Source organism: Asanoa iriomotensis (assembly GCF_016862515.1).
GTDB classification, from domain to species: domain Bacteria; phylum Actinomycetota; class Actinomycetes; order Mycobacteriales; family Micromonosporaceae; genus Asanoa; species Asanoa iriomotensis.
Map to the genome: position 1 here is coordinate 1 of NZ_BONC01000052.1, position 24,158 is coordinate 24,158.

At 72.9% G+C, this 24,158-nt stretch carries 22 protein-coding genes and 1 pseudogene; 22 read left to right on the forward strand and 1 reads right to left on the reverse strand.

The annotated features are described in order from the left end of the window. The 18 genes and pseudogenes from rsmH to Air01nite_RS29085 form a co-directional block, all read left to right on the forward strand. On the forward strand, nucleotides 1–874 hold an 874-nt coding region (gene rsmH / locus Air01nite_RS29000), incomplete at its 5' end, for a 16S rRNA (cytosine(1402)-N(4))-methyltransferase RsmH (protein ID WP_203706512.1). Further along, nucleotides 871–1,389, forward strand: a complete 519-nt coding sequence (gene ftsL, locus Air01nite_RS29005; protein WP_203706513.1) for a cell division protein FtsL — start codon at nucleotides 871–873, stop codon at nucleotides 1,387–1,389. The genes rsmH and ftsL, both read left to right, overlap by 4 nt. 2 nt (nucleotides 1,390–1,391) lie before the next feature. Beyond that, nucleotides 1,392–3,653, forward strand: coding sequence for a peptidoglycan D,D-transpeptidase FtsI family protein (locus Air01nite_RS29010; protein ID WP_203706560.1), 2,262 nt, complete (start codon nucleotides 1,392–1,394; stop codon nucleotides 3,651–3,653). 23 nt (nucleotides 3,654–3,676) lie between these two features. Further along, nucleotides 3,677–5,266: a UDP-N-acetylmuramoyl-L-alanyl-D-glutamate--2,6-diaminopimelate ligase gene (locus Air01nite_RS29015; RefSeq protein ID WP_203706514.1), complete on the forward strand. Its 1,590-nt coding sequence runs from the start codon at nucleotides 3,677–3,679 to the stop codon at nucleotides 5,264–5,266. Then, the gene (locus Air01nite_RS29020) at nucleotides 5,263–6,651 is read left to right on the forward strand and encodes a UDP-N-acetylmuramoyl-tripeptide--D-alanyl-D-alanine ligase (RefSeq protein ID WP_203706515.1); all 1,389 of its coding nucleotides are present in this window, start codon (nucleotides 5,263–5,265) and stop codon (nucleotides 6,649–6,651) included. The genes Air01nite_RS29015 and Air01nite_RS29020 overlap by 4 nt, the downstream gene beginning before the upstream one ends. Continuing rightward, nucleotides 6,648–7,781 carry a phospho-N-acetylmuramoyl-pentapeptide-transferase gene (gene mraY / locus Air01nite_RS29025; RefSeq protein ID WP_203706516.1) on the forward strand — a complete coding sequence of 378 codons (1,134 nt, stop codon included), beginning with the start codon at nucleotides 6,648–6,650 and terminating at the stop codon, nucleotides 7,779–7,781. Before Air01nite_RS29020 ends, mraY begins: the two co-directional genes overlap by 4 nt. Nucleotides 7,782–8,010: 229 nt before the next feature. Beyond that, on the forward strand, nucleotides 8,011–9,408 hold the full coding sequence (locus Air01nite_RS29030; protein ID WP_239091040.1) for an FtsW/RodA/SpoVE family cell cycle protein: 1,398 nt from the start codon (nucleotides 8,011–8,013) through the stop codon (nucleotides 9,406–9,408). Further along, entirely contained in the window at nucleotides 9,408–10,517 is a 1,110-nt protein-coding gene (gene murG, locus Air01nite_RS29035) for an undecaprenyldiphospho-muramoylpentapeptide beta-N-acetylglucosaminyltransferase (protein WP_203706517.1), read from the forward strand. The genes Air01nite_RS29030 and murG overlap by 1 nt, the downstream gene beginning before the upstream one ends. Nucleotides 10,518–10,553: 36 nt before the next feature. Continuing rightward, nucleotides 10,554–12,032 (forward strand): UDP-N-acetylmuramate--L-alanine ligase, encoded by a 1,479-nt coding sequence (gene murC / locus Air01nite_RS29040; RefSeq protein WP_203706518.1) that lies wholly within the window; start codon nucleotides 10,554–10,556, stop codon nucleotides 12,030–12,032. Beyond that, complete coding sequence (locus tag Air01nite_RS29045; protein WP_203706519.1) at nucleotides 12,032–12,817, forward strand: cell division protein FtsQ/DivIB; 786 nt, start codon at nucleotides 12,032–12,034, stop codon at nucleotides 12,815–12,817. The genes murC and Air01nite_RS29045 overlap by 1 nt, the downstream gene beginning before the upstream one ends. Nucleotides 12,818–13,007: 190 nt before the next feature. After that, nucleotides 13,008–14,117 (forward strand): cell division protein FtsZ, encoded by a 1,110-nt coding sequence (ftsZ, locus tag Air01nite_RS29050; protein WP_203706520.1) that lies wholly within the window; start codon nucleotides 13,008–13,010, stop codon nucleotides 14,115–14,117. Nucleotides 14,118–14,129: 12 nt separating this feature from the next. After that, on the forward strand, nucleotides 14,130–14,846 hold the full coding sequence (locus tag Air01nite_RS29055; RefSeq protein ID WP_203706521.1) for a YggS family pyridoxal phosphate-dependent enzyme: 717 nt from the start codon (nucleotides 14,130–14,132) through the stop codon (nucleotides 14,844–14,846). 196 nt (nucleotides 14,847–15,042) lie between these two features. Beyond that, nucleotides 15,043–15,777: a cell division protein SepF gene (locus tag Air01nite_RS29060; protein WP_203706522.1), complete on the forward strand. Its 735-nt coding sequence runs from the start codon at nucleotides 15,043–15,045 to the stop codon at nucleotides 15,775–15,777. Between the two features lie 44 nt (nucleotides 15,778–15,821). Then, entirely contained in the window at nucleotides 15,822–16,115 is a 294-nt protein-coding gene (locus Air01nite_RS29065; protein WP_203706523.1) for a YggT family protein, read from the forward strand. A gap of 51 nt (nucleotides 16,116–16,166) precedes the next feature. Then, nucleotides 16,167–16,979, forward strand: a complete 813-nt coding sequence (locus tag Air01nite_RS29070) for a DivIVA domain-containing protein (protein WP_203706524.1) — start codon at nucleotides 16,167–16,169, stop codon at nucleotides 16,977–16,979. Between the two features lie 143 nt (nucleotides 16,980–17,122). Beyond that, nucleotides 17,123–17,308 (forward strand): annotated as a pseudogene (locus Air01nite_RS41995) (hypothetical protein); the annotation flags it as partial. A 700-nt stretch (nucleotides 17,309–18,008) separates the two neighbouring features. Next, nucleotides 18,009–18,311 (forward strand): DUF167 domain-containing protein, encoded by a 303-nt coding sequence (locus Air01nite_RS29080; protein ID WP_203706525.1) that lies wholly within the window; start codon nucleotides 18,009–18,011, stop codon nucleotides 18,309–18,311. After that, on the forward strand, nucleotides 18,308–19,807 hold the full coding sequence (locus Air01nite_RS29085; RefSeq protein ID WP_203706526.1) for a potassium/proton antiporter: 1,500 nt from the start codon (nucleotides 18,308–18,310) through the stop codon (nucleotides 19,805–19,807). Before Air01nite_RS29080 ends, Air01nite_RS29085 begins: the two co-directional genes overlap by 4 nt. A 49-nt stretch (nucleotides 19,808–19,856) precedes the next feature. On the opposite strand, the gene Air01nite_RS29090 is transcribed toward Air01nite_RS29085, so the two are convergent. Continuing rightward, nucleotides 19,857–20,939 (reverse strand): hypothetical protein, encoded by a 1,083-nt coding sequence (locus tag Air01nite_RS29090; protein ID WP_203706527.1) that lies wholly within the window; start codon nucleotides 20,937–20,939, stop codon nucleotides 19,857–19,859. A gap of 46 nt (nucleotides 20,940–20,985) precedes the next feature. Here Air01nite_RS29090 and Air01nite_RS29095 point away from each other — a divergent pair, with 46 nt between their 5' ends. From Air01nite_RS29095 to Air01nite_RS29110, 4 genes are all read left to right on the forward strand, one after another. Next, nucleotides 20,986–21,405, forward strand: coding sequence for a TraR/DksA family transcriptional regulator (locus tag Air01nite_RS29095; protein ID WP_203706528.1), 420 nt, complete (start codon nucleotides 20,986–20,988; stop codon nucleotides 21,403–21,405). A 145-nt stretch (nucleotides 21,406–21,550) separates the two neighbouring features. Next, a complete protein-coding gene (gene lspA, locus Air01nite_RS29100) occupies nucleotides 21,551–22,180 on the forward strand; it encodes a signal peptidase II (RefSeq protein WP_203706529.1) in 630 nt (209 codons plus the stop codon). A 38-nt stretch (nucleotides 22,181–22,218) separates the two neighbouring features. Next, on the forward strand, nucleotides 22,219–23,100 hold the full coding sequence (locus Air01nite_RS29105) for an RluA family pseudouridine synthase (protein WP_203706562.1): 882 nt from the start codon (nucleotides 22,219–22,221) through the stop codon (nucleotides 23,098–23,100). Between the two features lie 23 nt (nucleotides 23,101–23,123). Further along, nucleotides 23,124–24,068 carry a hypothetical protein gene (locus Air01nite_RS29110; protein ID WP_203706530.1) on the forward strand — a complete coding sequence of 315 codons (945 nt, stop codon included), beginning with the start codon at nucleotides 23,124–23,126 and terminating at the stop codon, nucleotides 24,066–24,068. Nucleotides 24,069–24,158 lie beyond the last annotated feature (90 nt).

Sequence of the window (24,158 nt, forward strand, 5' to 3'; positions counted from 1 at the left end):
CGATCGCGTCCGTCTGGTCCACGCTGTCTACGACGAGCTGCCCGAGGTCCTCGACGACCTGGGCATCCCGGCGGTCGACGGCGTGCTGATGGACCTCGGCGTCTCCTCTCTGCAGCTCGACGTGCCGGACCGGGGCTTCTCGTACGCCCAGGACGCGCCGTTGGACATGCGGATGGACCAGACCCGGGGCCTGACGGCCGAGACCGTCGTCAACACCTACAGCGCCGGGGAGCTCACCCGGGTGCTGCGGGTGTACGGCGAGGAGCGGTTCGCCAACCGGATCGCGGCGGCGATCGTGCGCGAGCGGACCAAGCAACCGATCACGTCGTCGGCGCGGCTGGCGGAGCTGGTCCGCGACGCGATTCCGGCGGCCGCCCGGCGCACCGGCGGGCACCCGGCCAAGCGCAGCTTCCAGGCGCTGCGGATCGAGGTCAACGGCGAGCTCGAGACGCTGGAGCGGGCGGTGCCGGCGGCACTGGACGCGCTCGACCTGGGCGGGCGGATCGTGGTGCTCTCCTACCACTCGCTGGAGGACCGGATCACCAAGCGGGCGATGGCCGAACGGGCCCGGTCGTCCGCGCCGATCGACCTGCCGGTCGAGCTGCCCGGCACGGGGCCGACGCTGCGCCTGCTCACGCGCGGCGTCGAGCTGCCGACCGACGACGAGGTGGCCGCCAACCCGCGCGCCGCGTCGGTGCGGCTGCGGGCGGCGGAACGGATCGATCCCGACGCGGTCGAACGCGATCGCCCGCGCAGGGTCAAGGCAATGCACCAACCCGCCGCGCGAACGGCGGGCCGGCCCGGGGGCGGAGACCGCCGTGCCCCGGCCGGAGAGTCCCACGAGGACGACGAGCACGAGGGGGAGGGAACATGACAGAGCAGAAGCGCGCGCCGCGGTCGGGGGGCCGGACCACGGAGCGCGGAACGCGGCGGGGCGTCCGTAGCGACCCGCGGCAGTTCCCGACGGAGGGCAGCGCAGCCCTGCGTCCGAAGGAGCGGACCGGTGTGGTGGCGGCTGGGGGGCCGCAGCTCAAGGTCGCGCCGCCGCCACCGGTGACGGGGCCGCGCGTCCCGTTCGTGGCACTGATCCTGGTGCTGGTGGTCGGCGGCGTGCTGGGCATCCTCGTGGTCAACACGAAGATCGCCGAGAACGCGTTCCAGATCGAGCGCCTGAAGGAAAGCGGTGCCGCGCTCAACATCCAGCAGCAGCAACTGGAGCAGGAGATCGCCAAGGCGCAGGCACCGGGCAACCTGACCGCGCAGGCGCGCAAGCTGGGCATGGTCAGCGGCGGCGACCCGGCCTACATCCGGCTGCAGGACGGCAAGATCATCGGTATTCCGAAGCCTGGCTCCGGCGCGCCGTCGGTGACCAGCGACCAGGGGCGGTGAGCGTGCCGCCGCGGACGCCGGATCCCCGGCGCAATCCGTCCCGCGGCGGCCGTCCCGCCGACGACGGTTCCGCCCCGGCCCGCAGTGGCCGGGGCGGCATCTTCGAGGCACAGGCCTACACGCCGCGTGGCCGGTCGGTGCGCGAGCAGGCGCGTTCGCGTACCAGCGGACAGGCGGCGGAGACGACGGAGCCGGCGCCGCCGACCCTGCGGGTGGTCGACGGCGGCCGGGCGGACGAGCCGCGCACCCCGCGGCAGCCCGCGGCGCGGTCCGGTGCGGCCGGGGGGCGGACCGGCACAGCGGCGGGCGCGGCGAAGAAGGCCGCCGCGCCCGCCCGGTCCCGCGCGCCCCGCGCCCAGACCGGCGCGGCGACCAAGGCGGGTGGCGCGGCGACCAAGGCGGGTGGCGCGGCGCCCAAGGCGCGGAGCACGGCGACCAACGCCCGGGGCACGGCCGACAACCGGAGCACGGCGGCCAAGGGCCGGGCGACCGCGCCGCGGCCGCCGCTGCGCCGCAAGCCCCGCGCCCAGCTCAAGCTGGCCGACTCGAACCGGCGGCTGCGGCTCGGCGCGTTCCTCGCGCTGGCGATGTTCGCCGGCATCGGCATCCGGCTGATCACGCTCCAGGTCATGCCGACACCGGCGTACGCGAACGGCGGCCTCCAGGACCGCTTGCGCAGCGTCACGCTGTTCGCCTCCCGCGGCGGCATCTACGACCGGTCCGGCGTGCCGCTGACGCACAGCGTCGAGGCCCGTTACGTGTACGCCGACCCGACGCTGATCGAGAACCCGGCCGAGGCCGCGGCGAAGCTGTCCCCGCTGCTCGGCGTCGCGCGCTCCGACCTGGAGAAGCGCATGGCCAAGCGGAAGCTGCCCACCGGCGTCCAGTCGACGTTCGCGTGGCTGGCCCGCGGTGTGCCGATCGACAAGGCCAACCAGGTGATGGCGCTCAACATCAAGGGCATCGGCACCGAGTACGACGAGCGCCGGGAGATCCCGGGCGCGGACCTGGCGGCCAACCTGATCGGGATCACCGGCGAGGACCTGACGGGGCTGGAGGGGCTGGAGGCGCGTTACGACGACGTGCTGCGCGGCACCAACGGCAAGCATCTCTTCGAGTTCGGCAACGACGCCGCGTACACCCCGATCCCCAACGGTTACAGCGAGATCCAGGAGGCCAAGCCGGGCAGCTCGCTGACCCTGACGATCGACCGGGACCTGCAGTACGAGTTCCAGCGGTCGCTCAGCGAGAACGTGCAGGCCCGCAAGGGCACCGTGGGCGCGGCCATCGCGATCGACATCAAGACCGGCGAGGTGCTGGCACAGGCGAGCCAGCCGACGTTCAACGCGGCCGACTGGGAGGACTATCCGGCCGTCGACCGGGAGGACGCGGCGACCTCGTTCGTCGTCGACCCGGGCTCGGTGCACAAGGCGATCATCTTCGGCGCGGGTCTGGAGGAGGGTGTGATCAACAAGAACACCGTCTGGCCGGTTCCGTCGACGATCGACAAGGCCGACACGACCTACCGGGACACCCACCCGGCCGGCGGCAAGAAGATGACGATGGCCGGCGCGCTCGCGTACTCGTCGAACGTCACGACGATCAAGATCGCCGACAAGCTGGGACCGCAGAAGGTGTACGACTACCAGCTCAAGTTCGGTCTCGGTAAGCCGACGGGCGAGGGGATGCCGGGCGAGGCGTCCGGGCGGGTGCTGCCGCCGGCCGAGTGGAACGGCACGTCGCCGGGCTCGATCCCGATCGGGCACAGCGTCGACGTGACGCCGCTGCAGATGGCGGCGGTCTACGCGGCGATCGCCAACGACGGCAAGTGGATCCAGCCGCACCTGATCAAGGACACCGTCGCGCCGGACGGGAGCCGGGTGGCCCCGCCGGCGCCGGAGACCCGGCAGGTGATCAGCCCGCAGCACGCCGCGGACCTGCGCTACCTGATGGAGGCGGTGACCACGATCCCCGACGCCACGGGCGTCAACGGCCGGATCAAGGGCTACCGGGTGGCCGGCAAGACGGGCACGGGCCTGCGCGTGGTCGACGGGAAATACGCGGCCGGCGAGGTGGCGTCGTTCATCGGCATGGCGCCGGCCGAGGCGCCGCGGTACGTGGTCGCGGTCTTCGCGTTCACCCCGAGCGGCGGTGGCGGCGACGTCGCGGGCCCGGCGTTCCGGGAGATGATGCAGTACACGCTGCAGCACTACCGCGTCCCGCCGAGCACCAAGTCCGCGCCGAAGTACACGGCCTTCCCGTAGATCAGCCGTAGATCAGCGTGGGTATGCGGAAGCCGGGCGCCGACCGGGTAGGGTCTGACGCCGTGCCCGGCAATCCGCGCCCAAGCGCCGTCGCTCCCGTCCGGCTCGCCGACCTGGCGGCCCTGGTCGGGGCGGCTGTGCCCGCCACCGACGTCGCGGTGACCGGCATCACCCACGCCAGCGGCGAGGTCCGGCCGGGCGATCTCTACGCGGCCCTGCCCGGCGCCCGCCGGCACGGCGCCGAGTTCGTGCCCGCCGTCGTCGCGGCCGGCGCGGTCGCGGTGCTCACCGACCCGGCCGGCGCCCCGGCGGCCGCCGCGGCGGGCCTGCCGGCGATCGTGGTCGACGATCCCCGCGAGGCCCTGGGCGCGGTCGCCGCCGCCGTCTACGGCGACCCCACGGCCGACCTGGTGGTCATCGGCCTCACCGGCACCGCCGGCAAGACCTCGACCGCCTACCTGGTCGAGTCCGGGCTGCGCGCCGCCGGCCACGTGACCGGGCTGATCGGCACCGTGGAGACCCGGCTCGGCGACCTCGTGGTCGACAGCGTGCGCACGACGCCCGAGGCCACGGACCTGCACGCGCTGCTCGCCACCGCCCGCGAGCGCGGCGTGACGGCCGTGGTCATGGAGGTGTCCAGCCACGCCCTGGCGATGGGCCGGGTCGGCGGTGTGCGCTTCGCGGTCGGCGGCTACACCAACTTCGGCCAGGACCACCTGGACTTCCACGCGGACCGCGACGACTACTTCGCCGCCAAGGCCAAGCTCTTCGACGGTCGCTGCCGGGTCGAGATCCTCAACTTCGACGACCCGGCCCTGCTGCCGCTGCGCAAGCCAGCGACGGTGACCTACTCGGCCGCCGGCGACCACGCCGCGACGTGGTGGGCCGACGGGGTGGCCGACGCCGGCTACGGGCAGGCCTTCACGGCACACGGGCCCGACGGGGTCGCGGTGGACGCCGGCGTCGCGCTGCCGGGCCTGCACAACGTCGCCAACGCGCTGCTGGCGATCGCCTCGCTGGTGGCGGTCGGTGTCGACGCGGCCACCGCCGCGGCCGGCGTCGCCGCCTGCCGGGGCGTGCCCGGCCGGCTCGAGGTGGTCGACGCGCCCGGCCCGGTCCTCGGGGTGGTCGACTACGCGCACAAGCCCGACGCGATCGTGGCCGCGCTGCGCGCGCTGCGGGCCCGGGCGGAGTCCCGCGGCGGCCGGCTGATCTGCGTGATCGGCGCGGGCGGCGACCGCGACCGCGGCAAGCGGCCGCTGATGGGCGCGGCCGCCGCCGAGGGCGCCGACCTGGTGCTGGTCACCGACGACAACCCGCGCACCGAGGACCCGGCGGGGATCCGGGCCGAGGTGTTGGCCGGCGCGCGAGCGACGGTTGAGCGGACAGCCGGAGCCAAGGGGCCCGCGGCCGTCGAAGAGGTCACCGGCGGGCGGCGGGCGGCCATCGACGAGGCGGTCCACCGGGCCGGTGACGACGACGTGATCGCGGTGCTCGGCAAGGGGCACGAACGAGGGCAGGAGGTGGCCGGCGTGACGCATCCGTTCGACGACCGGGTCGAGTTGGCGGCGGCACTGCGCGCCCGGTTCGGCCACCTGGTGGGCCAGCGATGATCAAAATGCGCCTCGACGAGGTCGCGGCCGCGGTCGGCGGCCGGCTGGCCGGCGCGGACCCGGCGGCCGAGGTGACCGGAGCCGTCGAGTACGACTCCCGCAAGGTCGGACCCGGCGGCCTGTTCGTCGCGTTCCCCGGCGAAAAGGTCGACGGGCACGACTACGCCGCCGGCGCGGTGGCCGCGGGCGCGACCGCGGTGCTCGGCACCCGCCCGGTCGAGGGCGTGCCGATGGTGCTCGTCGACGACCCGCTGGCGGCGCTGGCCGGGCTGGCCCGCGCGGTGCTGCCCCAGCTGCCCGACCTGTGCGTGATCGGGCTGACCGGCTCGTCCGGCAAGACCACGACCAAGGACATGGTCGCCCAGCTCGCCGCCAAGCTCGGCCCGACGGTCGCGCCGCCCGGCTCGCTCAACAACGAGCTGGGCTTCCCATACACCGTGCTCAAGGCCGACGAGCAGACCCGCTACCTGGTGCTCGAGATGGGCGCCCGCGGTGTCGGGCACATCAGCCACCTCGCCGGCATCGCCCGGCCCCGGGTCGGCGTGGTGCTCAACGTCGGCACCTCGCACATCGGCGAGTTCGGGTCGGTCGACAACATCGCCACGGCCAAGGGCGAGCTGGCGGAGGCCGTACCCGTGGACGGGGTGGCGATCCTCAACGCCGACGACGAGCGGGTCCGGAAGATGGCCGTGCGTACCCGCGGCCGGGTGGTCCTGGTCGGTGAGGCGCCGGACGCCGACGTGCGCGCCGACGACGTGACCGTGGACGCGCACGGCCTGGCCTCCTACACCCTGCGGGTGGCCCGGGGCAGCGTCCCCGTGCGGCTGCGGGTGCCCGGGCGGCACCAGGTCGGCAACAGCCTCGCCGCCGCCGCGGTGGCCCGGGAGCTGGGCATGCCGCTGCGCGAGCTGGGCGAGGCCCTGGGCGAGGTGGAGCTGCGCTCGGCCCGCCGGATGGACGTCTTCGAGCGGCCCGACGGGGTCACCGTCATCGACGACTCCTACAACGCCAACCCGGCCTCGATGGCCGCCGCGCTGCGGGCGCTCGCGGCCATCGGAGCGGGACGGCGTACCGTCGCGGTGCTCGGCTACATGGCCGAGTTGGGTGGGTTCGAACGTTCCGGCCACGAAGAGGTCGGGCGGCTCGCCGCGGCACTGGGCGTCGACCGGCTGTTCGTGGTCGGCGAGGCGGCCGGTCCGATCCACGACGGCGCGACGGCCCATCCGGGCTGGGAAGGTAGGTCGGTGGTGCTGGGCGACCAGGAGGCGGCGATCGACGCGCTCCGGGCCGATCTGCGGCCGGGCGACGTCGTGCTGGTGAAGGGTTCCCGGTACCGCACCTGGGACGTGGTCGACGCCCTGCGCGAGCGGGAGTCGGCGGCGTGAGGGCGGTCATCGTCGCCATCGCGGTGGCGTTCCTCGTCTCGCTGTTCGGCACCCCGCTCGCGATCAAGGTGTTCACCCGGCTCAAGGCCGGCCAGCCGATCCGCACCGACGGCCCGCAGATGCACCTGACCAAGAAGGGCACGCCGACGATGGGCGGCGTGGTCTTCATCGTGGCCACGATCATCGCGTACGTGGCCGGCCACCTCGCCCTGACCACGCTGCCGTCCCAGCAGATCTTCCAGGTCGGCCCGACGATCACCGCGCTGGTGCTGCTGGGCCTGCTGGTGTTCTGCGGCGCGGTCGGCTTCATCGACGACTTCCTCAAGGTCCGCCGGCGGCACAGCGGCGGGCTCAACAAGCGCGGCAAGCTGCTCGGCCAGCTCCTGGTCGGCGCCACCTTCGGCATCGTCGCGCTGTACTTCCCGAGCACCATGCTCGACACCACCGGCAGCCGGACCAACACCGAGACCGTCGGCAGCACGGCCGTCTCGTTCATCCGCGAGGTGAGCTGGCTCGACATCGGCAAGGTCGGCTCGGTCATCCTCTTCGTGCTCGTGGTGCTCGCCTCGACCAACGGCGTCAACCTGACCGACGGGCTCGACGGCCTGGCGACCGGGGCGTCGACGATGGTGCTCGCCGCGTACGCGCTGATCGCGTTCTGGCAGTACCGGCACTGGTGCGCCGACCCGACCTACGTCAAGAGCGCCAGCACCTACTGTTACGCGGTCCGCGACCCGCTCGAGATAGCCCTGATAGCCGGCGCCGCCGCCGGGGCCTGTGTCGGCTTCCTGTGGTGGAACACCTCGCCGGCGCGGATCTTCATGGGCGACACCGGCGCGCTCGGCCTGGGCGGCCTGATCGCCGGCATGGCGATGTCGACGCGCACGGTGCTGCTGCTCCCGATCATCGGCGGGCTCTTCGTGATCATCACGATGTCGGTGGTCATCCAGATCATCTCGTTCCGGACCACGGGCAAACGGGTGTTCCGCATGTCGCCGCTCCAGCACCACTTCGAGCTGGCGGGGTGGAGCGAGGTCAACATCGTGGTCCGCTTCTGGATCATCGCCGGCATCGGCGTCGCGATGGCCCTGGGCCTCTTCTACAGCGACTTCCTCGCCGCTGTCAGTTAAGGGGGTGGCTCGCGGGTCAGGGCGGCACGCCGCCGGGCCCAGACGACGACCGACCGCACGCGGAGCCGGGCCGGATACAACACCGGTATCCGACCCATCTCCGCGCACGCCCGGACGCCGCCTGGACCTCGCCGGCGCACCACCCTGACCCGCGAGCCACCCCCCCCAGAACCCGACACGCCGAAAGTTTCTCCGCTGTCCGGGCGCGTCCAGCGTCGATGATGGGCCGGTGGCCGAGGAAGCGAAAGCGCGTCAGCCGCGCCGCTCGCTGTTCGAGGGCGGCGTGGCCGCCCTGCGCGGCCTGCTCGCCCGCCCGCTGGCGTCCTACTACCTGCTGATCTCCAGCGCCGGGCTGCTGCTGGTGATCGGCCTGACCATGGTCTTCTCGGCCACGGGCCCGAAGGACATCGCCGCCGACGGCAACGCGTTCTCCGCCCTTGCCAAGCAGGGCCTGTTCGCCGTCGTCGGGTTGACCGCGTTCTGGGTCTGCCAGCGGCTGCCCGCCCGCACGTTCCGCGCCCTGGCCCGCCCGCTGCTGGGCATCGCGGTCGCCCTGCTGCTGTTCCTCAACGGGTTGAACGCGCTGGCGGCCATCCGGGGCGTCAAGGAGATCCGGCTCGGCCCTATCGAGAGCGACGTGCTCTGGTTGCACGTCGGTCCGATCCAGGTGCAGCCGTCCGAGCTGGCCAAGATCGGCCTGATCCTCTGGGCCGCCGACGTGATCAGCCGCAAGGGCCCGGCGCTGAGCCAGTGGCGCGAGCTGGCCATGCCGCTGTTCCCGGTGGTCGCGCTGCTGTTCGTGCTGGTCGGCTACAAGGACCTCGGCACGATGCTGATCCTGCTCGCCATCGTGGTGGGCGTGCTGTGGGCCGCCGGGGTGCGGCTGCGGGTGTTCGCCAGCCTGTCCGTGATCGGCCTCGCCGGGATCGCCCTGCTGATCGCGGCCGCCTCCACCATGAACTCGGGCGGCGAGGGCGGCAACTACCGGTTCGCCCGGTTGCTCACCTTCTTCAACCCGCCGGCCGACTGCAAGGAGGCCGGCTGCTACCAGGGCATCCAGGCCCGGTACGCGATCGACAACGGCGGCTGGTTCGGTGTCGGGCTGGGCCAGGGCCGGCTCAAGTGGAACTGGCTGCCGGAGGCCAACAACGACTTCATCTTCGCGGTGGTCGCCGAGGAGCTGGGCGTCGTCGGCTGCGCGGTGATCCTCGCCCTGTTCGGCGTGCTCGCGTTCACCGGCCTGCGGATCGCCCGCCGCATCGACGACCCGTTCCGCCGCCTGGTCGCCGCCGCCATCACCACCTGGCTCGTCGCCCAGGCCCTGATCAACATCGGTGGCGTGGTCGGGCTGATCCCGATCACCGGCCTGCCGCTGCCGTTCATCTCCGACGGCGGCAGCGCCCTGGTGGTGACGCTGGCCGGCGTCGGCATGCTGGCGTCGTTCGCGCGGGCCGAACCCGACGCGGCCCGAGCCCTGCATGCCCGCCCGCCGGCCCGGTGGGTCCGACTACTCTGGGCCCCGCTGCCTCCGTTGCCACCGGCTCCGGCGGCCAGCCGCCCGTCGGCGTCCGCCGCCGGGCGCACCGCGCGTGACCGCGCCGGTGTGGGTGGCGAGAGGAGACGGTGATGGGTCCGCTGCGGTCGGTCGTGCTGGCTGGTGGAGGGACGGGTGGGCACATCTATCCGTTGCTCGCCTTCGCCGACTGCCTGCGCCGGCACGATCCGTCGGTCCGGATCACCTGCCTCGGCACGCCGAAGGGCCTCGAGAACGAGCTGATCCCGCCGGCCGGCTACGACCTGCGGCAGATCCCCGCGTTCCAGCTCCCGAGGTCGATCAACATGGCGTTGCTGCGTACGCCTGACCGGATGCTGACGTCGACCCGCGCGGCCGGCAAGGTGCTCGACGAGGTCCGCGCCGACGTGGTGGTCGGGTTCGGCGGCTACGTCTCGGTGCCCGGCTACCTGGCCGCCTGGCGCCGCGAGGTGCCGATCGTGGTCCACGAGGTCAACGTGCCGCCGGGCGTGGCCAACCGGATGGGCATGCGGTTCACCAAATACGTGGCGGTCGGCTTCCCGCACCAGCCCAAGCAGGCCGAGTCGCTGCGCGATGCCCGGGTCGTCGGCGTGCCGCTGCGCTCCTCGATCGCCCACCTCGACCGCCGTGCGGCGTCGGCGGCCGCCCGCGCCCGCTTCGGCCTGCGCCCCGACCTGCCCGTGCTGTTCGTCTCCGGCGGCTCGCAGGGCGCCCGGTCGATCAACCTGGCCGTCGCCGGTGCCGCCAAGGAGCTGTCCCGGGCCGGCATCCAGGTGCTGCACGTGATCGGCGCCCGCAACGAGCCGGTCTCGGTGCCCAACGACCTGCAGGTGCCCTACGTGACGGTGCCCTACCTGAGCGAGATGGAGCTCGGCTACGCGGCCGCCGATCTGATGCTGAGCCGGGGCGGCGCGATGACCGTCGCCGAGGTGGCCGCGATCGGGCTGCCGACGATCTACGTGCCGTACCCCTACAGCAACCAGGAGCAGAGCCGCAACGCGCAGCCCGTGGTCGACGCCGGCGGCGGCCTGCTGGTCGAGGACGGCGAGATGACGCCGGCCTGGGTCGAGCGCACGGTGATCCCGCTCCTGCGCGACCCGCACCGGCTGGCCGCGATGGGCCACGCGGCCGCGGGCTACGGCCGGCGCGACGGTGACGAGGCGCTGCTCGACTTCGTTTACGAAGCGGCGACCCACAGCTGAACGGCCCGGGCGGATAACTGACGAGAGCGAGGCACGGTGGCAGGGCTCAACATCGCGGATTTCACCCCGGCCGGCGAACTGGCCGCCGAGGATCTCGGCACGGTGCACCTGATCGGCGTCGGCGGCGTCGGCATGAGCGGGCTGGCCCGCCTGCTGCTGACCCGGGGGATAGCCACCTCCGGGAGCGAGCTGCGGGAGTGGCCGGCGCTGGCCGGGCTGCGCGCGCTCGGCGGCACGATCCACATGACGCACGTGCCGGAGAACCTCGACGGCGTCGACACCGTGGTCTATTCCACGGCGATCCCCCAGGACCACCTGGAGCTCGAGGAGGCCCGCCGGCGGGGCCTGCGGATCATGCACCGGTCCGAGGCCCTGGCGGCCGCGATGACCGGCCGGCGCACGGTCGCGGTGGCCGGCACGCACGGCAAGACGACCACCACCTCGATGGTCACGCTGATCCTCCAGCACGCCGGGCTCGACCCGTCGTTCGTGATCGGCGGCGAGATCTCCGAGGCCGGCTCCAACGCCCACCACGGCAGCGGTGACCTGTTCGTGGCCGAGGCCGACGAGAGCGACCGCTCGTTCATGCTCTACCGGCCGTTCGTGTCGATCATCACGAACATCGACGCGGACCACCTCAACACCTACGGCGACCTGGCCGGCCTGCAGGCCGCGTTCCTGGAGTACGCGCTGCTCACCGACCCGGCCGGGTTCATCGTGACCTGCGCCGACAACGAGGGCACCCGGCAGCTCGCGGCGACGCTGCGGGCCGAGGGGCGCAAGGTGGTCACCTACGGCACCGCTGAGGACGCCGACCTGCGCCTGTTCGACATCTCCTCGTCGGTGCTCGGCGTCCGCTACCAGGCCGCGCTGCACGGCGAGCAGGTCGGCCAGATCAGCCTGCCGGTGCCCGGCGGGCACTTCGGGCTCAACAGCGCGGCCACCGTGCTGGCCTCGGTCGAGCTGGGCGTCGCGCTGCCGGTCGCGGTGGAGGCGCTGGCCGCGTTCCCCGGCGTGCGCCGGCGGTTCGAGCGCAAGGGTGTCGCCAACGGCGTCGTCGTCTACGACGAGTACGCGTACCACCCGGTGTCGATCACCGCGGCGCTGGAGACGCTCCGCGAGGTCGCGGCCGGTGGCCGGCTGGTCGTGGTGTTCCAGCCCTACCGGGTCTACCGCACCCGCGACATGGAGGCGGAGCTGGCCGCCGCGCTGGCCATCGCCGACGAGGCGATCATCCTGGAGGTCTTCGGGCCGGGGGAGACCCGCGGCCCGGGCGAGGGCGGTGTCGCGCTGACCGCGGCGATCGACCTGCCGCCGGCGCACAAGGTGTTCGTGCCCGACTGGGACGCGGTGCCGGCCGAGGTGGTCCGCCGGGCGCACGCCGGCGACCTGGTGGTCACGATGGGCGCTCCGCCCAGCTCCCTGCTCGGTGACGAGCTGCTCGCCGCCCTGTCGGCGGCGGACCCGGCCGTGGGTGGTGCGGCGGCGGGTTCGGTGTCGCCGGTCGCACACTGATGACCGTCCGGCCCGGGGGCAGCGCGCCCGAGCGGCGCCGCTGGACCCTGGTCCGGGCCGGCAACGACGCGGTGCCGTCGTCGGTCCGGCGCTTCATGCAGCGTGCCCGCCGCCGGCGGCTGCGGGCCGCGCTGCCCTGGGCGGCGGTCGCGGCCGCCCTGGTCGTGCTCGGTCTGCCGGTCTGGCTGGTGCTGGGCACCGGCCTGCTCGGCGTGCGGTCGGTCGCGGTCGACGGCACCTCGCTGGTCACGCCCGACGAGGTGCGGGCGGCGGCCGCGGTGCGCGCCGGCGCTCCGCTGGCCCGCGTCGACCTGGCGGCGGTGGCCGCGCGGATCGGCACGCTGCCGGCGGTGGAGAAGGCGACCGTGACCCGCGACTGGCCCAACGCGCTGACCGTCGTGGTCGTCGAGCGCACCCCCGAGGCGGTCGTGCCGGAGGGCCGGCGGTTCCTCGTGGTCGACCGGTTCGGCGTGGCGTTCCAGGAGCTGCGGCGCCGCCCGGCGCACCTGCCGTTCGTGCGGATCGCGGACCCGCGCGGCAACGTCGACGGCGTCCGCGGCGCGGTCGAGGTCGTCGACGCCCTCTCGCCGACCCTGCGCCGGCAGCTCGTCGAGGTCGGCGTGGCCGGGCCGGCCCAGATCACCCTGAAGCTCAACGGCGGCCGCACGGTGGTGTGGGGCGACGCGAGCCGCAACAGCACCAAGTCCACGGTGACCACGGCGCTGTTGGAAAAGGACGGAACGACCATCGACGTCAGCGATCCCGAGGTCGTCACGATCCGCTGAAGAAATACCGCGTGGCGACACGCCGTAGCCGGTCCTTGGATCACGGTCACGTCCCGCTTACGTTGCCCGAGAGGCAGCGCAGTTGACATAACTCTAAGCCTCTAGTAGAGGGTGAGGGTTTACCCCTTGCCCTTCGCGTAGCGGCGGCATGCCGCGGTCCGGCCGCACACGGGAAGGGAAGGCACCCCCGATGACACCTCCGCACAACTACCTGGCGGTCATCAAGGTCGTCGGCATCGGTGGCGGTGGCGTCAACGCCGTCAACCGAATGATCGAAGTCGGCCTGAAGGGCGTCGAGTTCATCGCCATCAACACCGACGCCCAGGCGTTGCTGATGAGCGACGCCGACGTCAAGCTCGACGTCGGCCGCGAGCTGACCCGCGGCCTCGGTGCCGGCGCCAACCCCGACGTGGGCAAGAGCGCCGCCGAGGACCACCGCGACGAGATCGAAGAGGTGCTCAAGGGCGCCGACATGGTCTTCGTGACCTGCGGCGAGGGCGGCGGCACGGGCACGGGCGGCGCGCCGGTCGTCGCCAACATCGCCCGCAAGCTCGGCGCGCTGACCATCGGCGTGGTCACCCGGCCGTTCTCGTTCGAGGGCAAGCGCCGCCAGGTGCAGGCCGAGGCCGGCATCGACGAGCTGCGCAACCAGTGCGACACGCTGATCGTGATCCCCAACGACCGGCTCCTGGCGCTCGGCGACCGCGGCATCAGCATGATGGACGCGTTCCGCCAGGCCGACCAGGTGCTGCTCTCCGGTGTCCAGGGCATCACCGACCTGATCACCACGCCCGGTCTGATCAACCTCGACTTCGCCGACGTGAAGAGCGTGATGAGCGGCGCGGGCAGCGCGCTGATGGGCATCGGCAGCGCCCGCGGCGACAACCGCGCGGTGGAGGCGGCCGAGGCGGCCATCTCCAGCCCGCTGCTGGAGCAGAGCATGGACGGCGCGCGCGGCGTGCTGCTCTCCATCGCCGGCGGCTCCGACCTCGGCCTGTTCGAGATCAACGACGCGGCGCAGCTCGTCACCGACGCCGCACACGCGGACGCCAACATCATCTTCGGTGCGGTCATCGACGACGCGCTCGGCGACGAGGTGCGGGTGACCGTCATCGCGGCCGGCTTCGACGGCGGCACGCCCGCCTACAAGCCGTCCGAGGTGCGCAAGGTCGCCCAGCCGCAGCCGGTCAACACCGCACCGCCCGCGGAGCTCCCGCCGCCGGTGGCGCCGTCCCAGCCGGCCCGCCGGGTGCTCTTCGACGACGTCGACGTCCCTGACTTCCTCAAAAACGGCAGCTAATAGCCTGACCGGGTGAGTGCTGACGACACCCGGCGGGCCGAGCTGGCGGCCAACCTGGCGCGGGTGCGCGCCCGGATCGACGCCGCCCGCACGGCCGCCGGGCGCACCGACGAGGTCACCCTGGTCGCGGTCACGAAGACCTACCCGGCCACCGACGTCGCCCTGCTGGCCGACCTCGGTGTCACCGACGTCGGCGAGAACCGCGACCAGGAGGCGGCGCCCAAGGCCGCCGCGATCGGCGGGCGGGTGCGCTGGCACTTCGTCGGCCAGCTCCAGCGCAACAAGGCCAGATCCGTCACCGCGTACGCCGACGTCGTGCAGTCCGTCGACAGCGTGCGCCTGGCGGCGGCGCTCGACCGGGGCGCGGCCGGCCACGGGCGGGTCGTCGACGTGCTGATCCAGGTGAGCCTCGACGGCGACCCGGAGCGGGGCGGCGCGCTGCCCGGCTCGGCCGACCCGGACCGCGGTCTCGGTCCCGCGGCGGAGGCGGTGGCGGGCGCGCCGGCGCTGCGGCTGGCCGGGCTGATGGCGGTCGCGCCGCTGGGTGCGCCGCCGGACGCGGCGTTCGCCCAGCTCGCCGAGGTCGCGGCCGCCTTCCATGTCGATCATCCGACAGCCACGGTCCTGTCGGCGGGAATGTCCGATGACCTGGAAAGCGCCGTTTCGCACGGCGCGACACATGTGCGCGTCGGTAGCGCGTTGCTCGGTAAGCGTCACTACCTGGGGTAGCCTGACGGCGGACACCAAACTACATCGGTGTTGTTTTCCATGCCGAGCTTCGCAGCGCCGGGGGGCGCGCCGTCAACCGGGAGGGTGACGGCAGAGGAAGGTCGGCCTGGTGCCGATGCATAGGCGGAGTCCACGCGCGTGACAGTGGTTCGTGCAGGGGGGTACGTGCCACACGGCGGACGGAGGGGCGCGGCACATGGGAGCGTTGCGAAAGGCGGGCGTCTGGCTCGGACTGGTCGAAGAGGAAGACGACGACCAGGCCTACGACGACGGCTACGACGCCCGGTCGGGTGGTGGCCGGTCCGGCAACAGCCGGTCCGGTGATGCCGGCTACCGCGAGTCGCGTTACCGGTCGAGCCGGTACGCCGACGAGTTCGCCGAGGAAGAGGAAGACCAGGACGACGTGCCGGCGGTGCCGCGGGCCCGGTCGACCCGGCACACCGAGCGCACCCCGAGCCGCCTGGAGGCGGCCGAGGCGGAGCTGGCCGAGGCCCGGGAGAGCCGCGCCGTCGACCGCACCAGCGTGCGATCCATCACCCGCGCGCCGGCTCCGGAGAGCCCGGCGCCCGTGAGCTACCCCACCCGCGACAACCTCGCGCTGGCACCTCAGGTGCAGCTGCGCGAGCGCGCGGTGGTCGCCGACGACGAACAGCGGTATCAGATCACCACCCTGCACCCGACCACCTATCGCGAGGCCCGCACCATTGGCGAGCATTTCCGCGACGGTGTTCCAGTGATCATCAACCTCACCGAAATGGATGAGTCGGACGCCCGCCGTCTGGTGGATTTTGCTGCGGGCTTGGCGTTCGGTCTGCGGGGTACCATCGAGCGCGTCACCAACCGGGTGTTCCTGCTTTCACCGGCCAACGTCCAGGTCACCGCAGAGGACAAGGCGAAGATCGCTGAGGGCGGTTTCTTCACCCTGCCGTAGCCCTGAGCAGGGCAGAGTCGGCCTGACGGAGGGTTCAGCGAGTCGTGTTGTCGATTCTGTTCCAGGTGCTCTACCTGCTGTTGTACTTCTTCCTGATCATCCTGCTCGCACGTTTCGTATTGAGCGCGGTGCTTCAGTACGGCCGTCGTTGGCAGCCGAGGCGAGGTGCGGCCGCCGGACTCGAAGTGGTGTGGAGCGTCACCGATCCGCCCCTCAAGACGTTGAGGCGTGTGATCCCACCACTGCGGATCGGTAACCTCAGCATCGACCTCGCTTCGCTTGTGCTCTTGGTTATCCTGTTCGTGCTGATGAGATTCGTGGTGCAGCCCTGGATCTGACACACGGTCTGACCAGGAGCTACGCGGCCGCAACTGACCCGAGGAGTTTCGATGCCGCTTACCCCGGCCGACGTGCACAACGTCGCCTTCAAGAAACCCCCGATCGGCAAACGGGGGTACGACGAGGAGGAGGTCGACGCATTCCTCGATGAGGTCGAGCGCGAGCTCGCCCGTCTGATCGAGGAGAACAACGAGCTGCGCGCTCAGGTCGAGCGTGGCGGACCCCGTGGCGGCGCGCCAGCCGGCCCGGGTGCCGACCCTCGCATGGCCGCGGAGCTCAACGACCTCAAGGCCCAGATCGACCGGGTCCAGCGTGACAAGGCCGCCGCTGAGCAGGCCGCCCGCGCCATGCAGGGCGAGCTTGAGCAGATGCGTGCCCAGGGCGCCCCGGTGGTGGGCGGCGACGGCGAGCAGCAGGCCCTCCGGGTCCTGATGATGGCCCAGCGCACGGCCGACGACCACGTGTCCGACGCCCGGCGTGAGGCCGACAAGCTGCTCTCCGACGCGCGCACCAAGGCCGAGGAGGTCACCCGCGAGGCGCGGGCCAAGGCCGACGCGCTCGAGCGTGACGCGCGGCAGCGGCACCAGGAGGCCATGGGCGGCCTCGACGCCAAGCGCACCGCACTGCAGAAGCACATCGAAGAGCTCAAGCAGTTCGAACGGGAGTACCGCACCCGGCTCAAGGCCTACCTGGAGAGCCAGCTTCGTGACCTCGACGGTCGCGGGCAGGGCCTCGAGGCCGAGATGACCCGGACCGACGGCAATCGGTCCGTGACATCCGGCGCACCTGGTCTGGCCACCGCTGGTCTGGCGGGCTCCTACGGCGGCGGGGGACGTTCCGGTTCCCTCGAAGCCGGTCGCTGACTGAGCCTTCGACCGACGGTTCCGTAGCCCAACCGGGGGCGGGCATGCGTCCCCCGGACGGTGCCGTGACTCCGGCGCGCCCGGGTCTCCCCGGGGGCACGCCGGACCCACGACATCTATACAGAAAGCGGCGGGGGTGAGCCGTGATCGTTGCAAGTTTGGTGCTCATCCTCGGTGCTGTCACGCTGCTCGTGCTCGGACTCGCAGGTGGTTCGAGCGTGTTGCTGGTCCTGTCGATCGCGGCGAGCCTGTTCGCCGCAGTCGCGCTCGTCGTCGGTGCCCGTCAGGCCGCCGCCGCACGCGCGCAGGGCAGCTTCACCGATGACGAGCGGTTCACGCGTGCCGGCGACGAGGATGACTCGAGAGTGTTCCACCACCGCTCGACGGCCAGGGGCAACGAGCCCGGCCGCCGACGGGCGACCGCATGGGGGGCGGACGAGACGTCCGTCGCGGTCGCGGACCCCGTCAGCCCACCGAGCGTGCCCGGCCAGGGCGCCTATCGGTCGGGCGAGGGCACGGAATACGGCCGCCGCCGGGCGGCGGCCGCGACCGTCGACGAGCCGGGGGGCCTTGTCGACGACCGGACCGGCCAGTTCGACCAGGGCTTCGCCGACCTGCGGGCCCCCGACGGGCCGCAGGGTTCGGGGTGGCCCGGGCAGCAGCCGCCACCACCGCAGCAGGCGTACCCCGCGGCGGTGCCGGACGACGACGATGACGATGACGACGAGGACCCACCGGACGAGCCGGCGGCCCAGTTCGTCTCGGCGGCCGACGCGGCCCGGGTGGCCCGGATGTCCGCACCGGTCCTGGTGATCGACGGACGCCCGCGCTACCACATCACGGGCTGCGTGCACCTGCTCGGCCGCGAGAGCGAGCCGTTGCCGGTGAGCGAGGCGGCAGATCTCGGCTTCACGCCGTGCAGCCTCTGCGAACCCGACAGCGCACTGCTCGCCGGAGCACGCCGAGTCTGAAAACTGTTGTTAAAGAAGGGCACCCATGTTGTGGGTGTCCTTCTTGGCACAATGAGGCATGGTCAGCGGGTCTGTCGTGATAGCCGTCCGGGTCAAGCCCGGCGCTTCGCGCGCCCGGGTGGGTGGCCGGCACGAGGGCCCGCACGGTCCGGCGCTGGTCGTCGCGGTCACCGCGCCGGCCGTCGACGGCCGAGCGACCGAGGCCGCCCGGGTCGCGGTGGCCGGCGCGCTGGGCGTGCGGCGCGCGGCCGTGGCGCTGAAGGCCGGCGCGGCCAGCCGCGACAAGCTCTTCACGGTCGCGGTGCCCGACAGCGGCGCGGCGCTCGACCGGCTCGCCCTGCTGCGCGACACGGGGACGTGACCGCGGACCTCAACCTCGCCCTGCTGCTGGGGGCGGGGGTGCTGCTCGTGGCGGTCGCCGCGGTGCGGCTGTCGACCCGACTGGGTCTGCCCAGCCTCCTGGTCTACCTGGCGCTCGGCCTGCTGCTCGGCGAGGCGGGCTTGGGCGTCCAGTTCGAGAACGTGTCGCTGACGCGCACCCTCGGCTTCATCGCCCTGATCGTGATCATCGCCGAGGGCGGCCTGACGGCGCGCTGGTCGACGCTGCGGCCGGTGCTCGGCGTCTCGCTCACGCTGGCCACGGTCGGCGTGGCGGTGAGCATCGTCGTGGTCGGCGTCGCCGTACACGCGTTCCTCGATCTGGGTTGGCAGCTTTCCATGCTGTACGGCGCGGTCGTGGCGTCGACCGACGCGGCCGCCGTCTTCGCGACCCTGCGCAAGCTGCGCCTGCCGGCGCGCCTGGTGGCCGCGGTCGAGGCCGAGTCCGGCATGAACGACGCGCCGGTGGTCATCGTCGTGGTGCTGCTCTCGACCGTCGGGCCGTTCCCGCACCCGTGGTGGTACGAGGTCCTGCTGGTCATCTACGAACTCGTGGTCGGCGGGGCGATCGGTCTCGGGGTCGGTTTCGTCGGCCGCTGGGTGCTGCGGCGGGCCGCCCTGCCCTCGTCGGGGCTGTATCCCATCGCGGTCGTCGGCCTGACCGTCCTGGCCTACGCGGCCGGCGCGGTCGCGCACGCGTCCGGCTTCCTGGCCGTCTACACCGCCGGCGTCGTGCTCGGCAACTCCCGGCTGCCGCACCGGCCGGCGATCCTCGGCTTCGCCGACGGCCTGGCCTGGGTCGCCCAGATCGGCCTGTTCGTGCTGCTCGGGCTGCTCGCCTCGCCCGACCGGCTGGCCGACGTGGTGGTGCCGGCCCTGGTGGTCGGCGTCGCACTCGTCTTCTTCGCCCGGCCGCTGTCCGTGCTGATCTCGGCCACCCCGTTCGCGGTGCCCTTACGGGCCCAGGCGTTCCTGGCCTGGGCGGGGTTGCGGGGCGCGGTGCCGGTCGTGCTCGCCACCATCCCGCTGTCGGCCGGTCTGCCCGGGGCGGAACGCCTCTTCGACGTGGTCTTCGTGCTGGTGCTGATCTTCACGCTGATCCAGGCGACCACGATCGCGCCGGTCGCCCGGGCGTTGCGGCTGATCTCGCCGGGTGAGGCACAGGAGCTGCAGGTGGAGACCGCGCCGCTTGAGCGGATGGGCGCCGACCTGCTGCAGCTCGAGGTGCCGCCGGGTTCGAAGCTGTCCGGCGTGCACCTCGACGAGCTCCGGCTGCCGGTGGGCGCGTCGGTGACCCTGGTGCTCCGCGACGGCCGCGGCTTCGTGCCGGGCCCCGACACCCGCCTCAAGGTCGGCGACAGCCTGTTGATCGTGGCCACCGCGGCGGTGCGGGACGCCGCCGAGCGCCGCCTCCGGGCCGTGAGCCGGCGGGGACGTTTGGCCCGCTGGTTTGCCGAGTACGGGGAGGAAAGGGGCTAACCATCGGTTAGGGTTCCTTTTGCCCTGATTGCCACCGATTCATGGTCAATCACGGGCGGAACTGGCGGAATCGGTGCGGCATGTTGTCGGACGTCTTCACGTTCCGTATTCTTGCCAACCTCCGGAGTGCGCGGCGGCCCGCCGCGCGCCCGTTTTGCACGTGGGGGAACGTGATGGCCGACCGCGCGAGCATCGCCCGGAATGCACCGGCCACGGCCGGCGCGCCGGGCACGCGCGCCGTCGTGCAGGACCCCGACCGCCCACGCCGCCGCAACGCGTCGGGCCGCGCCCGGACCACGGCCGGCGCCGCGCGCACGAACGCGGCGGCGCCCAAGCGATCGACCGACGGAAACGCGCCCACGCGGGCTCGCGGCACCGGCGACAAGCCGGACCGGTCCGCGCGGAACGCGTCGGCGGCGCAGACCAAGGCGGTCGCGACGGCGCGGATCGAGCCGGCCTCCGGGTCCGGCGACCGGCCCCGGTCGGGGCGCAAGACGGTGGTGGCGGCACAGGCCGGGTCGGGGCGCAAGGCGGCGCCGGCGGCCAAGGCTGGTGCGGCCAGGAAGAGCAGCCCCGCCAAGGCGACCAAGAAAGCGGCGCCAGCGGCGCCCGCCGAGGCGACGCCGAACGGCCGGAAGGCCGTCGCGAAGAAGGCGGCCAAGGCGACCGCTGCCGAGGCCCCGCCCGCGAAGGCCGCGCCGGCCAAGAAGGCTGCCGCGAAGAGCACGGCGAAGGCCGCGCCCGCGAAGAAGACGGCTGCCAAGCGGGCCGCGAAGGCCGCACCGGCGAAGAGCACCACCGCCAAGAAGGCGCCGGCCAGGAAGGCCGCGCCGGCGAAGGCCGCCAAGAAGGCGGCGCCGGCCAAGAAGACGGCCGCGGCACCCGTGACGGGGGTCCCCGCGGATGCACAGGAGAAGGCCACGCCGGCGCGCAAGGCGCCGGCGAAGAAGGCGGCCCGCACGGCGGCGGCCTCGGACCGCACGGCCGCCCCCCGCGGCTCGAAGGCGGGGAACCGCACCCGCGCCACCAGGTCGGAGGTGGGCGCGACACGCGCGCCGGCCGGAGCCGACACCTCGATCCAGACCGGGTCTGCCGACCCGGTCGCGCCGCGGAGGAAGCGTTCGTCCTCCACGGCGGCAGCACAAACCGCCGCGGGGGCCGCGGCTGAGGGAGAAGCCATGGTGAAGCCAGCCGACACGAAGACCGCCGCGAGCCGCAAGGCGCCCAGGGGCACCCGCTCCGCGGCGGAGACGGAGAAGATCCGCGCGGCGCTCTCGGCCCGACGGGAAGAGCTGACGGTCGAGCACAGCCAGACGCTGACCGAGATCACCGTTCTGCAGCGCGACCGCTTCACCGACTCGGCGGGCGACGACCAGGCCGACACCGGCACCAAGACCTTCGAGCGCGAGCAGGAGATCTCCCTCGCCAACAGCATCCTGGACCGGATCAGCCAGGTGGAGCGAGCGCTGGAACGGCTCGACGAAGGCAACTACGGCTGGTGCGAGCGGTGTGGCAACCCGATCCCGGTCGAGCGGCTGGCCGCGTTCCCCTCCGCGACCCTCTGCGTCACCTGCAAGCAGCTGGAGGAGCGCCGGTAAGGAAGGCGCCCACGCTTTCGCGTAGAGTTGCCCGGCCGGGCCGTGTCACCCGCGGCCCGACCGGGCTTCCCGTTATTCGGGCATCCGGGCGCAATCCAGCCGACGAGGAAGCAGGCCCGAGCTGAACGCCGCCGACGAGGGACAGATGACCGCGACCACGCCCGCGGACGAGAAACCGGCACCGCCCAAGCGCGCCCGGTCGGTGGCCGTCTGGGCCCTGGTCGCCGTGGCGGCCTTCATCATCCTGCTCGACCAGCTCACCAAGCACTTCGCGACCGAGGAGCTCACCGGCCGAGGGCCCGTGCGGATCCTCGGCGGCGCGATCTACCTCAGCCTGATCCGCAACAGCGGTGCCGCGTTCAGCATGGCCAGCGGCCACACCTGGGTGTTCCCGCTGATCACGATCGCCGTCATCGGCTGGATCACCTGGATGGCGTTCAAGCTGCGCTCGATGCCCTGGGCGATCGCGCTCGGGCTGGTCGCCGGCGGCGCACTGGGCAATTTCACGGACCGCCTGTTCCGGGCACCCGGCCCGTTCCAGGGCCACGTGGTCGACATGATCAGCCTGTTCGCGCCGTACGGCGAGAAGTTCGCGGTCTTCAACATCGCCGACAGCGCCCTGACCTGTGGCGTCGTGCTGGCCATCATCCTGGAGTTCAGCGGCCGGCAACGGGACGGCTCGCGGATACCCCTGCGCAGGCAGAAGGCCGAGGCGGTCAAGGCAAGGGACGGCGACGGCGACGACGCGGCAGGGTCGGGCGAGGGCGACAAGTGACCTCGCGCGCGCTGCCCGTGCCGGACGGGCTCGACGGCATGCGGCTCGACCAGGCGATCTCGCGGCTCTTCGGGTTGTCCCGCACGGCCGCCGCGGCCATCGTCGAGGCCGGTGACGCGGTCGTCGACGGCACGCCGCGGCCGAAGTCCGACAAGGTGGCCGCGGGCGCGTGGCTCGAGGTCACGCTGCCGGAGCCGCAGTCCGAGACGGTCGCGGTGGTGCCGCAGGCGGTGCCGGGGCTGCACGTGGTCTACGCGGACGACGACATCGTGGTCGTCGACAAGCCGGTCGGCGTCGCCGCCCACCCCAGCCCCGGCTGGACCGGCCCGACCGTGGTCGGGGGGCTGGCCGCGATCGGGCACCGGATCTCCACCAGCGGCGCCGCCGAGCGGCAGGGCGTCGTGCACCGGCTCGACGTGGGCACCAGCGGGCTGATGGTGGTGGCCAAGAGCGAGCGCGCGTACACCGACCTGAAGCGGGCCTTCAAGGTGCGCGAGGTCGACAAGCGCTACAGCGCCGTGGTGCAGGGGCACCTCGACCCGCTGCGCGGGACCGTCGACGCGCCCATCGACCGGCACCCGCACCACGACTACCGGTGGGCCGTGGTCTCCGGCGGCAAGCCCAGCGTCACCCACTACGACACGATCGAGGCGTTTCCGGCCGCCAGCCTGGTCGACGTGCGGCTCGAGACCGGGCGTACACACCAGATCCGGGTGCACTTCTCCGCGCTGCGCCATCCGTGCGTCGGCGACCTGACCTACGGCGCGGACCCGACGCTGTCGGCCCGGCTCGGCCTGACCCGGCAGTGGCTGCACGCCCGGGCGCTCGCGTTCGTCCATCCCGGCACGGGCGACGAGGTGCTCTTCGAGAGCAGCTACCCTGACGACCTGCGGCACGCGCTGGACATCCTGCGGGACTGACCGGACTCGACTGGGGAGGGATCGTGCGCTTCGACGACCTGCTCCGCCGGATCGACGACGCGGTCATCCCGCCGCTGGGTCGCCTGCTCGACCGGCTCCGCCGGCCCACCGGCCACACCGGCCTGCTGACCGTGGTCTCGCTGGTCTCGGTCACCGCAGTGCTGGCGACCGCCGTCTGGGTGGCGGAACGGCCGGGGTCGGGCGATCCGCCCGCCGGCGAGGTGGTCCGGGTCGGCGTGCCGGAAGGCGCCTCGGTGCCGAGCTACCTCGCCGAGTCCCGGCGCGAGTTGGACGCGCTCTCCGCCGAGGCGTCCGGCAAGGGTCCGCCGTACGCGCTGGTCATGTTCGCGGCCTATCTCGCGCCCGACCGGCTGCCGACCGTGCTCGACGGCGCGCCGGTGTCCGAAGTGTTCATCCGCGCGCCGCTGCCCGGCATGCAGACCCAGATCGCCCGGATGCCGGTGCGGCGGGTGCCCGAGGACGTGGTCGCCGGGATGCTCCGGTTCGCCGACCGCAAGGAACGCGAGGCGCGCGAATACCAGGAACGCGCGGCTGAGGTCGTCGGCACACCCGAGGAAGCGGACCTGCGTCCCGTGTACGAGACAGCCGCCCGAGTGGCGATCGCGGAGGCGACCGCATACCGTGCGAACTGCTCATGTGTCTACGCGGCGGTCCTGCGCGCGGCGGCGCCCGACCTGAAGCGCCTCGCCGCGCGACCGGGCGTGCGCGCCGTCGACCCCGCACCCGAGGTCCGCACGCTGGACCGGGCGGTGTTCCTGCCGCCGCTGCCGGGCCCCGACCCCGAGCCCACCTCGGTCGTCGAGCCGACACCGACACCGCCGGCACCCACGCCGACGGCCGAGCCGACGCCGACCGGGGAGGAGGCGGCGCCGACCACGGCACCGCCGACAGCGGCGCCGACGGGCCCGGCGGGCGGCGATTTGACCGGTTCACCGGAGCCGGGGTAATCGTGGGGTGGCCCACATCCGCTGACCGGCCCGGCACGTTGGACCAGTCTGACGGTGCGCCATCTGCACAGTGGGGATATGCGTCCTGGA